Raw genomic sequence first — 14,358 nt, 5'->3', positions numbered from 1 at the left:
TTTACGAAAGAGGTAAATGTAGCGTAAATGTACTGCCTATCCCTACTTTACTTTCCATTGCAATATATCCACCAAGCAGTCGAGCTAAATCTCTACTAATAGGAAGGCCAAGCCCCGTTCCTCCATATTTACGATTAATAGAACCATCCGCTTGATGAAAAGCTTCAAATATAACATTATATTTATCCTCAGGTATGCCAATTCCGGTGTCACTCACAATAAAAAGAATCTCATTCCCCTCAGTCGCTCTACGGATCTCAAGCTTAACCTGTCCCTCATGAGTGAATTTGAATGCATTAGATAACAAATTTCGTAAAATTTGCCCTATACGCTGAGCATCGGAAATAATAATATCCGGTAGTCCTTCTTCATTAATAATATCGAATTGTATTTCCTTCTGGATTGCTACGTGTTCAAAATGCATATGTAGCATCTGGGGGATCTCTGCAAGATTGACCTCTTCATGCATGATTTCAAGACGACCTGCCTCAACTTTAGATAGATCTAGGATATCATTAATTAATTGAAGTAAATCTTGTCCCGATCTATAAATAATTTGTCCGTGTTCGGCAACCTCGTTCTCTTCCCCATCGTTCTCAGAAATAATCTGAGCCAGATTAATAATACTATTTAGCGGGGTTCGCAATTCGTGGGACATATTCGCCAAAAATTCCGACTTATAACGCGATGAGAGAGAAAGTTGCTTTGCTCTCTCCTCAAGTACGATTTTCGCCTTATGTAATTCGTCAGCCTGGTTACGCAGAAGTTCATTCGCATATTTCAAATCCAAAGTTCTACGTTGATCCAATTGGAAGTCACGCAATATTAATGCAAAAACAGCGCTAAGTAAAATACTAAGGGACAGAACAGTTGGCATAATATCCAACATATACTCTTTAAAAGGAATGACACCGAAAACAGCAATATTGAGTGTGTAAAGCACATTTACCGCAAGAATAACAATGATACCCTTAATGACAAATCGATAATTACTGCGTCTAAGCCACACATTAAGTCCAGCACAGAACACACCCAATATCATAAGGTTGATAAAACCCGCAATCGATGCATCATTGATACCAAATGAAAGTCTGGCAAGTCCGATACCAAATCCAATGAATATCAGAGTTAGCGGCTGAGTATAAACAACTGTAGCAATAATAAGTGGAACAAACCGTAAGTCAAAAATAACATTGTCGTTCAATTGAAAACCAAATTTTATACAAATCCAACCTGCAAATATAATAAGTGCTACAGATAACAGATAATTCGTTCGACTAGACATCTTGGTCAGAAAATATTTATATATAACATTTGCTAAATAAGCAACCGTTATTAACATTCCTAAATTCAGAAGGAACATTTCCTCGAACCCCATGCACCCACTCCCTCGCATCGAAGAAAGGTATGAACCCTTATTTTGGTACTCTGACTTTCTAATTATATTAACATATTGAACTACTTGAAATAAAAAAAATTAAAGAATGTATTCACTTCGACGTACCAAATTGTTATTATAGAATTCGGTTGTGCATCTTAGTGTTATCTTAAGGAGTCCTTATTCTTGTACCACATTCGTCAGTCGTTTAATAAGTCTTATCTACTCGCACTCTCTCTACTAAGTTCCATTGGATTTATGAGTATTTTCTATACTGTTCTCAACACAGATCAGGGGCAAGCCCATGCACTATGGTCGCCGATAGACAATCTACTTCCCCTCCTGCCTGCAATGTCTATTCCTTATTTAGCCTGGTATCCCTACATTTTTATTGCTATGGCCTATCTTTGTCTCAAGGACCGCAAAACTTATTTTCGGACCTTGCTATCAATGAATATTAGCCTTGTGGTCTGTTATATTATTTATTACTACTTTCAAACAACCGTAATACGCCCCCCTATTAAAACAGATCGGTGGAGCACTAGATTATTATCTACTATATATAATAGAGATCAGCCCTTTAATTGTTTTCCTAGCATTCATGCGCTTCACTCCTATCTCATTATGAGGGCGGCTTGGATTTCCAAATCCTTATCATCACGTACAAAAATGATCTTCACGGCTTCATCGCTGATTATTATTGCCTCCACTCTCCTAATTAAGCAGCATGTCATCTACGATGCAGTGAGCGCTGCTCTACTTGGTGAAGCAATATTCACATTAATTGGCATCCGTAATGTGACACTACATCATGGTCCTAGAACATATAAACCATTTTTTCATTAAAATTCGTCACAATCTGGTATAAAATAACCACCCCAAATTATAGATATTGTGATATAATCAAAAATGAAAGATCACAATATTAGTATTTAAAATTCGAATTACCCTTTCAGCTCTTGAGCTCCGATCATTTAGCTCCATAAATCGGACGTGATAGAGATACCTATGTCACACTGTAAGTGATTTATTTCACATAACAGCTCCTATTTATGTGCTAAAATTCCATCGATAGCCGGTTTCTCGAGTCTTTTGACTCAAATTGTTTCGTTATTAAAATGTCTGTACATTTTAATATATATAATAACTTATTCTGGAGGTCATCAATCATGAAAAAAGCATCTATTATCCTAAGCAGTGTATTGCTGCTCGGACTTCTCGCAGGTTGTGGGTCGAACAATGAAGGAAATAAAGAAGCAAACAAAGCGACCAATGCTCCTGCACAAACAGAGAACAGCACTAATGCTCCTGCTACAGAAGGCAAGTATCAAGATGGTGTTTATTTTGCACAAGGCGAAACAGACAAAGATTCCGGTTGGCGTTCATTCGTCAAATTGACAGTGGCTGGCGGTATAATCACTGAAGCTAAATGGAACGCTACTAGTGCAACTGTACCGGTTGACAAAGTAACATACTCCGAAGAAGGCAAATATGGAATGAAAGCTGGCGGTGCTCAATCCGAATGGCACGAGCAAGCCGCTGCAGTTGAGAAATATCTACTTGATAAACAAGATCCTAAAGACATCACTTTGGATCAAGGTAAAACAGACGCTATTTCCGGCGTATCTATCCACGTTAGTGATTTCTTCACATTGGCTGATGCAGCTCTAACAGCTGGTCCTATCCAAGTTGGTCCTTACAAAGATGGTAACTACCATGCTGAAGCTGCTGCATTCGACGAGCACTCCGGTTGGAAAGAAACTGCTGACATCGTCATCGCTGCAGGTAAGATTGTTAATGTAGACTTCAGTGGCGTAAATGACAAAGGTGAAGACAAGAAACAAAACTCCATCGATGGTAAATACGGTATGAAAGCTGGCGGTGCTTCTTCCGAATGGCACGAACAAGCCGCTCTAGCTGAACAATACCTGCTTGATAAACAAGATCCAGCTTCCTTGACTTTCAATGAAGAAGGAAAAACTGATGCTATTTCTGGCGTTTCGATCAGCTTGAAATCATATTATGATCTAGCTGCTCAAGCTCTTGAACAAGCAAAATAATATTTTAACTGTTTCTCAGTTTCATGAATACCAACTTAACATAAGAAGGTGAATCTTTTGAAGAAAATAGTAGTTCTAGGCGGTGGATATGGTGGTGTTGTCACTTCCAAACACTTAGCCAAACTATTCAAAAAAGACAAAGATGTTCAAATTCAATTGATCGACCGCAACCCGTACCACACGTTGCTGACTGAATTGCATGAAGTAGCAGCCAACCGGGCTCCGGAAGATTCGATCAAAATTGAATTGAAGAAAATCTTTGCCGGACAAAAAGTCGACGTAGTCCTAGACTCTATCGACAACATTGATTTTGCAGCGAAACAACTTGTTTCCGAAAAAGCCACTTACAAATACGACTATCTGGTTATCGGTACTGGTTGTAAACCAACCTTCTTCGGTATCCCTGGGGCTGAGGAACATGCTCTAACACTGTGGTCTTATGAGGATGCTATTCGTCTCAAAGAACAAGTACGTCGCATGTTCGGCGAAGCTGCTAAAGAAAGTGATCCAATTAAACGCCGCAAAAAGCTATCCTTCGTTGTCGTAGGTGCCGGATTTACGGGTGTTGAACTCGTTGGTGAACTTGCTGAATTCCGCGATGAACTATGCAAAGAGTTCTACATTGATCCAAGTGAAGTTCGCTTGGTTGTAGCGGATATGGCTCCTAAGATTTTGCCAATCCTTCCTGACAAATTGATTGATAAGGCTGTAAAACGTCTTAACAAGATGAATGTCGAGATCGTTACAAACGCAAAAATCACAGGTGTTACTCCTAACAGCGTAACATTAGGTGATACTGAGCTTGAAGCTGACACCATTGTATGGACTGCTGGTGTTGAAGGCTCTGACCTCGTTGGTAAGCTTGATGTACAACAACAAGGACGTAAACGTATTGTTACTAACGATAAGCTGCAGAGCGTGGATCACAAAGATGTCTACATCGTAGGCGATAACATCTTCTATATTCCTGAAGGTGAAACTCGTCCGGTTCCACAAATGGTTGAGAACGCTGAGCAAGCAGGTCCGCTCATCGCTCATAACATTCATGCTGTTATTAACAATAAGCCGCAAAAATCTTATAAACCAGGTTTCCACGGAACCATGGTCTGCATCGGTAGCCGTTATGGTGTTGCCAATGTTGGACTTCCGAACAAAATGTTCATGCTTAGTGGATTCATGGCTATGGCCAGCAAACATTTGATCAACCTGTACTACTTGTTCACTGTAGCTGGATTTAGTAAAGTTTGGACTTACATGATGCATGAGTTCTTCCATGTAAACAATCGTAGAAGTTTCCTTGGTGGTCATTTCTCCAAACGTTCACCGAACTTCTGGTTACTACCACTTCGTATCTTTGTAGGTTACAAATGGTTGACAGAGGGTCTCGATAAGTTACCAAAAATTTGGAAAGATCCTTCTAACATCTTCTTGATCCCTGCATCTCCAAATGCTGGCGACGCTTTATCAGCAGCCAGTGAAGCTGCAGGTGCAGTAACATCGACTGTTGACGCTCAAACAGCGGCTTCTGCCGTAGAAAGTGCATCCACTGCTGTTACAGCACTTCCTGTTCCAGGATTTATCAAGAGTATTGTTAACGGAACAATGGACATTTTCTTCTACACGTCCGACGGTGGTTACACAAGCCTTGCAACGATCTTCCAATTTTTCATGGTATTCGCGGAAATCGCAATTGGCATAATGCTAATCGTTGGTCTGTTTACAGCAATTTCTTCCGCTGCTACTGTAGCACTTGGCATCATGATCTGGTCATCTAGCATGGCTTCCTCTGAAATGCTCTGGTACATGACAGCAGGCGTTGCCCTCATTGGCGGTTCTGGTAGCATGTTTGGTCTTGACTACTACGTGCTTCCTTGGCTCAAGAAACAATGGAAGAGAATTCCTTTGGTACGCAGATGGTATCTATACACTGAGTAGGCTGTAACTAAATAATGCATCATAAAGAGTAATGTGCGCAAAGCGCACATTACTCTAATTTTTAACCTTTATTTCAAGGATACTATAGCTGATTGCGGCACTTTACCGAAGAAGAACTTTACTTTCTTATCTCAGCACTTTATTCCTCACTCGTTCTTTCGGCTGCTAATAAAGTTTATCGAGAATCCGGTTTTGACAATTGCCGACATCGGTGTCAGGGTCCCTGCAAACCACCTGCCTCTAAGGAGTGTACCCTTATGAATATTAAGCTCGTCCATGACGCTATTCACCTATTGCAGGGCGAAATATCGCCCGAGACTGGCATTATTCTGGATCTAAAAGACGAAGACGTATTACCTATGGCCGACCTGTTATTGCGTTATGATCTACCTACAGATCGCCAAAGTCGTCTACTCTCCATTTACATTGCAATCAAGCTCGCCCTTCTACGACACAGAAGCTGTGAAGGATCTGGAGAAAACCTTACACGTAAAGTGTTGGATGGCGACTACTTATACAGCTTTTATATCGAATTATGTCTTCATTGGGAAGAATATGAACTCCTTTCTCATTTAGCTCCTGTGATTAAGCAAATGCAAATCAAAATCATCGAGGGCAACCCCGAAGATGAACGTTTATTAAAAGGTTGGGAATTATTCCTACAACTCGAGAACAACCGTAGACGAACAAGCCAAGCTATTTAGCTTAAGATCCATCCACCTATTGGGTGGTCTCCGTAGAATATGACATGAGGAGGTTCATCCATGAAGCTCGATGAAGCGTTAAACATCTCTCTTAGGGCTATAGACCGAGAGATCGAAAACATAGTCAAGTTTGATAAGGATGTTCCCCGTGCCTCGACGCTTGCCAAGAGTATTGTTGACCTGGTTCGCTCGGGCGGCAAACGAATTCGTCCCCTAATGGTCATCGTCGGAAGCCGTTTTGGTCCTTCACCAGACAAAAGTAAGGTCTCGCGACTTGCAGCCGCGGCTGAGTTCATTCACGCCGCCTCATTAATCCATGATGACATTATTGACGACTCACCTGTCCGTCGTGGTCAGAAGGCGCTTCATGTCAAGATTGGAGTTAGCGGAGCTCTTCATGTAGGTAACTACATGTCAGCAAGAGTAATTGAGCTGGTCTCTAGTTATTCAGCTGAACGTGAACGATATGCTTACGATTTGTCATCTTTGGTTACAACTCAACTATGTCTCGGCGAGTATCAGCAATTATCTCACTTATATGATTACAACATTACTACCCAGCAATATTTAGAAAAATCGAAGAACAAGACCGCTCAGCTTATCGCCACGTGTCTAAGCATAGGTGCTAAATCAGCTGGAGCTAGTGAAGAGGTATCCTCTCTTCTATACAGTTTTGGTGAGAAGCTTGGCATGTCATTTCAAATTCGCGACGATATCCTGGATTTTACCCAGTCTTCAGATAAATTAGGTAAACCTGCGGGCAGTGATCTAAGACATGGTCAGGTAACCCTTCCCGTTCTGTATGCGCTGCAGGATCCAGAACTTGCTACTTCAATCCGCACTATCTCAGCTGATAGTTCAACCGAGGAGCTAAATGCAGTAATATCGGATATTCAGAATAGCGATGCTCTTGAGCGCGCTGAGAACCTAAGCAAGCAATACCTTGATGAAGCACAGGACATCATTGATCAACTTCAAGATTACCCCGCTCACCGTGATCTTCAGGCGTTGCTTCATTATTTTGGGGGCCGGGAAAGTTAATAGGATGAAATAATAGAGTGTTGAAGAAAACTACGCTACGCATGCCGTTTGATCTTTCGATCGCTGTTATCCTCAGATTTCTTGATTGTATTCCACTACTAGCGGTTGAAATCTGAGGATAAAGGCGAACGTGTCCACTTCTCCAGATTCAAACGGCCCGCTTCGCTAGTATCTTCAGCACTCTTTTATAAGAGAAGAAAAGATAAAAAAGGCAGGCTCACAATGGTGAGCCTGCCTTTTTGGTATGGAGATTAAGATAACAGGAAGTAGTCGGCTAAGGTACTGAATAAGATGACCATGCTGATCACTTGATTTAGATTATATGATGCAACGTTCATTACTTTACGGTTACTTGGCTTGATAATCTTATGCTCGGTCATCAGTAGAATAATTGCAATCACAATACCGATGATGTAGATCCAACTGAGGTGCCTAATCGGTATGAGTGCGATCAACAGGAGAACCATTATAAAATGTAATCCAGCTGCAATTCTTAGTCCATTCTTCAGACCAAATGCACTAGGAATGGACCAGAGTCCATGATTCTTGTCGAATTCGATATCCTGAGACCCATAGATGATATCAAAACCAGCGATCCATAGCATAACGATGGTTCCCAATATAAACGGAGTAAAAGCAAACTCTCCAGTTACAGCGAACCACGCACCGATTGGAGCCGATGCAATAGTAAAGCCAAGATACAGGTGACTTAAATAAGTAAACCGCTTCGTATAAGAATACGATGAGATCAGAAATATAGCTACTGGCGATAAGATAAGACATAGCATATTCAGCATGGACGAAGCGAGAATAAAGATGCCGTAGTTTATCACTACGAACAATAACACTTCCTTCGACTCCAATAACCGCCGTGGTAGATGTCGATGGGCGGTACGTGGATTTTTCTCGTCAAACACACGGTCTACTACACGATTAAAAGCATTTGCGCCGTTTCTAGCGCCGATAAGAGCAATCAGTCCCCACAACATGACATGCCACGACGGCCAGCCTTCAGCGGCCCATACCATCGCAATGATGGCAAAGGGCAGTGAAAACAAGGTGTGTGAGAACATAACTAACTCACCGTAAAGTTTAATTTTGTTCGTAATTTTTCTGGCTTGCTCCATCCTACTCACTCTCCTAGTTACAACGACACTGGGAACAGCGATACCGTCCACCACGCGCTTTCTTACTACTTTCTTCTTCTCGATATACTTCGTAATCAATAGATGGCTTTTTGAACTACCTATTAATTAAGCTTTCACCAATACCGACAGTGTGTCCTCTAGTGCGGTAAGCATACCTTGAATGTTTTCCTCTGTGATCACCAGAGGAGGCTGGAAGGCCAGCACGTTACGATCAACACCATTTTTACCGATGATGTATCCACGATCCTTCATCTCTTCCAGCACATCGTCAACTAGTCCTGCTCCCCTCTGAGTATCTCCCCAGCATAATTCAGCACCAACCATAAGTCCCGCTCCGCGCACTTCGCTGATTATTTCTGGATAACGATTAGCGATAGCTTGAAGGCCCTCCTGTAATTGCGCTCCGAGCTGCTCCGCCCGATCGGGTAGATTATGAGCTTCGATGTAATCTAACACCGCCAGAGCGGTAGCAGAGGAGACAGGATTGCCTCCAAATGTTGAAGCGGACGGACGATTGTAGCTTGCCGCAATTTCATCCGTAGTCGCAAAACCTGCGATTGGAATACCGCTGCCTAAAGCTTTGGCCATAGTAAGGATATCAGGTTCCGCCCCTAGGCGAGTCATCGCAAACATAGAGCCCGTTCGACCGAACCCAGTTTGTATCTCATCTGCAATGAGCAGAACGCCATACTGCTTCAAGAGCGCCTTCACTTCAGGGAAGTACCATGCTGGCGGAACGATAATTCCTGCGTTCCCCTGAATCGGCTCAGCGATCATAGCGGCGATCTCCCCGCCCTTTTGTTCCAGTACTGCCTTCAAGGCATCCAGAGAACGACGAGCGGTGACATCCGCATCTACATCCCGTTCATAAGGCCGTGGGATAAATGTAACATCCTTCTCATGTTCAAGCTGTGGATCGGTTCGCCACATTTGTATCCCCGTAACGCTCATCGTCAAGTATGTGCGTCCATGTAAACCCTGCTCCAATGCAATGAAGCCACGTCGGCCTGTATGCAAGCGTGCCAGTGTTAAGGCCCCTTCATTCGCCTCTGAGCCACTGTTCACGAAGAACGTCCGTTTGAGATCACCTGGTAGAACTCCAGCTAGTCTTTCAGCTAAATCAACGTTAGGCTGGGTCAGATAGATCGTGCAAGTATGCTGCAGCGTCTTCAACTGTTCAGCCGTTTGCTCTGCAATTTCCGGATTACAATGCCCGCTTGCCACAACAGATACTCCTGCGAAAAAATCACAATAGCATTTGCCGTCATGACCGTATAAATATTGCATTTCCCCCTTCACCAATTGCGGTGGATTCCGGTAGAAATGACTAGTACAAGGATAGAAATATTGCTGACGCTTCTGGAGAACATTCTCAGGTCCAATGTAATTATGCATACTTTTCGCTCCCTTTCCTGTTCATAGTTGTGTGAAAAACTTCACCTACCATGGTTCAAGAACTCACGATTTGGCAGGTACCAATAGAATTACAACTAGCTCCGGACAGCCTCCGCCTCTTCATTTGAGCGTTCAACTTCTTCGTTACCATGATTACCATCAAATTGAAGTGCTCCGAGTGTATAACCAGCATATACAGGGCTTAGTTCGACAAACTGCTTCCCTACCCCCAATTGATCCAATGTGGTTCTATAAGCACGTACAATGTCTCTAAGCTGCTCAGGTCTATACGTTGCGCCTTCAATACGACATACGGCCAAACCAGCGTCACTCAGTTCTTGGACCAGCGAGAGGAGATTTAATTCCTTAGCAAGCGTTAAATGACAACGACCATGAACATCACGGTACACTGGGTTTTCGCCTTTATCCGTCATCAGCACTAGCACACTGTTATCGACATAGTGATTGTCTTCTTCACCAATAGCTTCAAAAGCTTCCGTATTCTCATATAAATCATGCTCCATATACATAACAACAGGAGATCCATGAACAATAGCTTCCATCGGCACCTTAGCGTTCTCCAGCAATAAGGCAAAGTCATTTAGTGGGAGCTCCATAGACATGGTAAGGCGTTCAACTCCAAGAGAGTTATAGAGTTCTGCCGCCAATGGGTTAGATATATTTAAGTTGAAGTCCCCTACTAGAGGATAACCACTAGATGCAAACTTATGAATAGCCCCAAGATTCGTAACCAAAATACCGTCGATAGGTAAACGTTCACCGGATAACAAGGCGTCATACATTTCAAATTGTAGCTCAGTCATCATTCTTGGAAGACCCAAGTATATCTTGCTTTTCCCTTTTATTGTGCCTAGTTCTAGCAAATCGGCTTTCGAAAAAGGACGATCTGGCTCAAATACATCTCCGGACAAGTAAATGTGATTCGCGCCTTCCTCTAGGGCAACCTTGGCTTGTGCCATATTGTTCACATGCACTGACAATTCCGTTACACCTGAAGTCTTCGATTGCCGAATGCTAGTTAACTTCTCGGAGATTTTCTCTAAACGCTTCGCACTAAGTTCGCGCTCTTGCGTTGGTGTACTGAATACCTTGCCTGTACTGTAGAACTTTCCTGTTCCTTCATAACGTTTGTTAATGTACGAAAGACCTGGGCGACCAAATGCATACCCTGTGGAAAAATCGCGTTTACGATTCTCATATAGCAGGCTTGTATCTCGATTTCGCTCAAAGCCGATTGGATCGTCAATATAACGGTCTATAGCGTCTCCATAAGCATTCACAAGCATAAGAACAAAAGCAGCATCACGCATCCGACCTTCTATTTTGAAAGAGGTAATTCCTCCGTGAATTAGTTCTGGAATATGCTCATACATAAACATGTCTTTGACAGCGAGTGGATACTCTGAAGGGTAGATATAACCATCTTTCTTGATCCGATAATCCCAGCGACAAGGCTTCAGACATTTTCCTCGATTACTACTCATCCCGAATACGGATGAACTGAAATAGCAGTTAGCACCATGCACAGAGCACATATCACCATGCACAAAATACTCTAGTTCCATACCAGTCTCCGCCAATAGGTGTCTCGTCGTCATCAGATCCATCTCTCGTGACGTAACAACCCGCTTAACCCCCATCTCTTTAAGCGCCTTAACCATTTCCACGTTATGCACATTCATCATGACAGAAGAATGGACATCAAGGGACAAATTCATTTCCTTAATCAAAGCTAATATTGCGTAATCCTGAACAATTAGGCCATCCGGACCGGCTGTTTCGAGAAATTTCAAATATTCCCGCGCCTCGTCTAACTCGCCTTCACTGAGTAGATTGTTAACCGTGACATACACCTTTTTGCCTAAATCATGTGCAATTTGAACTGCTTCAACAATTTCCTCAAAAGTAAAGTTATAACCCTTTCGCATAAGACGCATATTTAAACTCGGGCCCCCGAGATATACAGCATCACAATTTGCCACAATCACTTCTTTGAAAATATCAAATGTTCCTACCGGTGCAAGTAATTCAACTTCTTTTCCATTAAAATAACGAGCCACAGCGTTTCCCCCTCTGTATCCGTAGTATGTGTCTGTGCATTAGAAACAGGATTACTTTGACTTTGTGATCAATAGATGACTTGGTTAGAACTACACATTACATGAATCTGTAAAAGGCTATTATACTGGCTAGCAGTACATAAGAAAGGACAAACAAGCTATCCCGCTTAGTCCAGTTCAATAGATGATATTCCGAGCGCGGTGCTCCGACGATATATCCTCGTGACTCCATCGAGAGAACCAATTCCTCCGCACGGCGGAACGCTCCTACTGTTACCGGGACAAGCAGAGAAACTAATAATCGGCCTTTTTCCTTCCAAGGCAATTCTTTCAGATCAGCCCCACGAGCCGCTTGTGCTTTTAGAATTTTGTGCGTCTCATCGAGAATCGTTGGAATGAATCTAAGCGCAATCCCCATCATAAGCGTTAAGCGCTCGGAAGAAATCCCTATTTTACGAAATGGCTTCAATACACCTGACAATCCCTGATTAAGCAGTCCAGGTGTTGTGGTAAATGTGAGAATCGCCGTAAAAGAGACCAATAAAGCCATTCGAAGTGCAGCGATTAACCCACTGTTCAGTCCACCGGAATATAGACGCCATGAACCTAAAGTAAGCAAAATAGTACCTTCCTTTATCGAGAGACATTGAACGATAAAGATAAATACCATAAGCATCCAAAGCGGCTTTGCCGCCTTCGCATAATATTTAAGTGGGATACGTGTTGATAGCATATAGGCTAAAGAGAAGACCACAGCGAGACCTAACGCGAGCCATGAATTGACGATAACGAGAGCAACTAGATAAAGAAACATGCCGGTTAACTTCGCCCTTGGGTCTACCTTGTGAACCCAAGAACCTGTATCAATGCTTCTCCCAAATAACAATTTGTTTCGCATTCGTTAACCGTCACCTCCCTCTGCTGCATCCCGCACACGAAGCAAACCCTCTAGCCTTGACGCCAGGGCCTCAATGGTCAAACAGGGCTCTTCTGCTTCCAGACCCAATCGCGCAGCAATCTGATTCCATAATGAAATGCATGATGGGAGGGTAAGTCCACGATCTTCAAGATTTTTCGCTTCTCGAACGATCTGTGCAGCTGATCCCTGAAAGATCTTATTTCCCTCCTGCATGACAACCCATTGATCTACATAAGGCAACATTTCTTCCATCCGGTGTGTAACGACAATCACGGTCTTTCCTTGATCTTTTTTGAGTCGGTACAATACCTCCGCCAGCTCAGCCCGGCTTTGTGGATCTAATGTTGCTGTTGGTTCATCAAGCGCAATCACATCGGGATCCATAGCTAGTATAGAAGCAATGGCAACCTTACGCATTTGACCACCACTCAAGTGAAATGGGTTCCGCGAGAGAAATGAATCGTCCAAACCAACCATAGCAAGTGCCTTACGTGCTTGTTCCTTCGCTTCCTCTAGAGAACTTCCAAAATTAAGGGGTCCGAAGCAGAGGTCCTTCTCTACCGTATCTTCAAATAACTGATGCTCAGGGAATTGAAATACTAATCCAACCCGTCGCCGTAGCTCCGTTAGTTTAGGTGCTTTTTCTCCTGCTGCCATCACAATGTCAAAGACTTGAACTTTACCTTCTGTTGGCTTCAGAATGCCGTTAAGGTGCTGCAATAATGTTGATTTTCCCGAACCTGAAGCACCGACAATCCCCACAAACTCACCATCACTCACATGCAAATCTATATTCTCAATTGCACCATGTCGCCAGAGACTCTTATCATCATAAGCATAACTTACTTGCTCGAAAGTAATGGCCATATTGCCCCATCCACCTCCCCGTCACAAGGTAAATTTGGAACCCTAATTCCTCTTCTCTCAAGTTCCTCTATCAACCGAATGTGGTAAGGAGCAATTAAGCGACAGGAATTCAATAATTCCTCGTCCCTAAATAAAGAGTTTGGGTCTAGATCAGCTGCAATGGTTCCATCACGAAGTACTATCGCTCGGTCCGACGCCATAATTTCTTCAGCATCATGCGTTATAGATACCATCGTATACTTGCCACTGCTTCTCATCTCTTGCAAAATCTTCAGTAACTCACCTCGAGCTTGCTCATCCAACATGGAAGATGCTTCATCAAAAATAATAATTGCAGGCTCCATCGCCAGAATCGCAGCTACTGCTACCCGCTGCTTCTGACCTCCTGATAGCTCAGATGGATGCTTGGATAATAAGTGCTCAATTCCTAGCTTCTGTGCATAACGGTTCACCCTAGCCACCATTTCTGTACGTGGCAAGCACTGACCTTCCAACCCAAAAGCGATGTCTTCCTCAACCGTGGCTCCGATGAATTGGTTATCTGGATTCTGGAATACCATCCCAATCCGAGGCATGATCTGCGACGCTGTCTCTCGCTGCAGTGGAGTGCCTTCTACAATAATCTTTCCGGCACTCACAGCAAGAAGCCCGCCAAGAAGCTTGGCGAGCGTCGATTTACCGCTACCGTTAGCACCAACCAGGGACACCCAGCTCCCGGAAGTTATGCTTAGTGTCACATCGCTGAGGACCGGATGCTCCGGTTCGTAGGCGAAGGAAACCTGCTGCAGATCATAGGCTAGTTCTGTTCCTTCCATGACCTCTTCCCCTTT

The 14,358-nt window shown here is 43.2% G+C and carries 12 protein-coding genes; 5 read left to right on the top strand and 7 right to left on the bottom strand.

The window, feature by feature from the left end; translation table 11 throughout:
• Position 1: 1 nt before the first annotated feature.
• The gene (locus tag IEW05_RS23030; protein ID WP_188542213.1) at positions 2 to 1,378 is read right to left on the bottom strand and encodes an ATP-binding protein; all 1,377 of its coding nucleotides are present in this window, start codon (positions 1,376 to 1,378) and stop codon (positions 2 to 4) included.
• 186 nt (positions 1,379 to 1,564) lie between these two features.
• Between IEW05_RS23030 and IEW05_RS23025 the strand changes: the two genes are divergently transcribed.
• From IEW05_RS23025 to IEW05_RS23005, 5 genes are all read left to right on the top strand, one after another.
• A complete protein-coding gene (locus IEW05_RS23025) occupies positions 1,565 to 2,224 on the top strand; it encodes a phosphatase PAP2 family protein (RefSeq protein ID WP_188542212.1) in 660 nt (219 codons plus the stop codon).
• A 323-nt stretch (positions 2,225 to 2,547) separates the two neighbouring features.
• On the top strand, positions 2,548 to 3,438 hold the full coding sequence (locus IEW05_RS23020; RefSeq protein ID WP_188542211.1) for an FMN-binding protein: 891 nt from the start codon (positions 2,548 to 2,550) through the stop codon (positions 3,436 to 3,438).
• A 57-nt stretch (positions 3,439 to 3,495) separates the two neighbouring features.
• Entirely contained in the window at positions 3,496 to 5,373 is a 1,878-nt protein-coding gene (locus tag IEW05_RS23015) for an FAD-dependent oxidoreductase (protein WP_188542210.1), read from the top strand.
• Between the two features lie 257 nt (positions 5,374 to 5,630).
• Complete coding sequence (locus tag IEW05_RS23010; protein WP_188542209.1) at positions 5,631 to 6,077, top strand: hypothetical protein; 447 nt, start codon at positions 5,631 to 5,633, stop codon at positions 6,075 to 6,077.
• A 60-nt stretch (positions 6,078 to 6,137) separates the two neighbouring features.
• Positions 6,138 to 7,118 (top strand): polyprenyl synthetase family protein, encoded by a 981-nt coding sequence (locus IEW05_RS23005; protein WP_188542208.1) that lies wholly within the window; start codon positions 6,138 to 6,140, stop codon positions 7,116 to 7,118.
• Positions 7,119 to 7,369: 251 nt separating this feature from the next.
• Here the strand turns inward: IEW05_RS23005 and IEW05_RS23000 are convergent, their stop codons facing one another.
• From IEW05_RS23000 to IEW05_RS22975, 6 genes are all read right to left on the bottom strand, one after another.
• Positions 7,370 to 8,245 (bottom strand): UbiA-like polyprenyltransferase, encoded by an 876-nt coding sequence (locus IEW05_RS23000; protein WP_188542207.1) that lies wholly within the window; start codon positions 8,243 to 8,245, stop codon positions 7,370 to 7,372.
• A 126-nt stretch (positions 8,246 to 8,371) separates the two neighbouring features.
• Entirely contained in the window at positions 8,372 to 9,661 is a 1,290-nt protein-coding gene (locus tag IEW05_RS22995) for an aspartate aminotransferase family protein (protein WP_188542206.1), read from the bottom strand.
• 95 nt (positions 9,662 to 9,756) lie between these two features.
• Complete coding sequence (locus IEW05_RS22990; protein WP_188542205.1) at positions 9,757 to 11,742, bottom strand: peptidase U32 family protein; 1,986 nt, start codon at positions 11,740 to 11,742, stop codon at positions 9,757 to 9,759.
• A gap of 97 nt (positions 11,743 to 11,839) precedes the next feature.
• Positions 11,840 to 12,640: an energy-coupling factor transporter transmembrane component T family protein gene (locus IEW05_RS22985; protein WP_188542204.1), complete on the bottom strand. Its 801-nt coding sequence runs from the start codon at positions 12,638 to 12,640 to the stop codon at positions 11,840 to 11,842.
• 3 nt (positions 12,641 to 12,643) lie between these two features.
• On the bottom strand, positions 12,644 to 13,528 hold the full coding sequence (locus IEW05_RS22980) for an energy-coupling factor transporter ATPase (protein WP_188542203.1): 885 nt from the start codon (positions 13,526 to 13,528) through the stop codon (positions 12,644 to 12,646).
• Positions 13,504 to 14,343: an ATP-binding cassette domain-containing protein gene (locus IEW05_RS22975; protein WP_188542202.1), complete on the bottom strand. Its 840-nt coding sequence runs from the start codon at positions 14,341 to 14,343 to the stop codon at positions 13,504 to 13,506. The genes IEW05_RS22980 and IEW05_RS22975 overlap by 25 nt, the downstream gene beginning before the upstream one ends.
• Positions 14,344 to 14,358 lie beyond the last annotated feature (15 nt).

Origin of the sequence: Paenibacillus segetis (assembly GCF_014639155.1) — a bacterium.
GTDB classification, from domain to species: Bacteria; Bacillota; Bacilli; order Paenibacillales; family Paenibacillaceae; genus Fontibacillus; species Fontibacillus segetis.
Note: the sequence above shows the minus strand (reverse complement) of the source record. Positions and strands in the feature narration are given on the sequence as shown.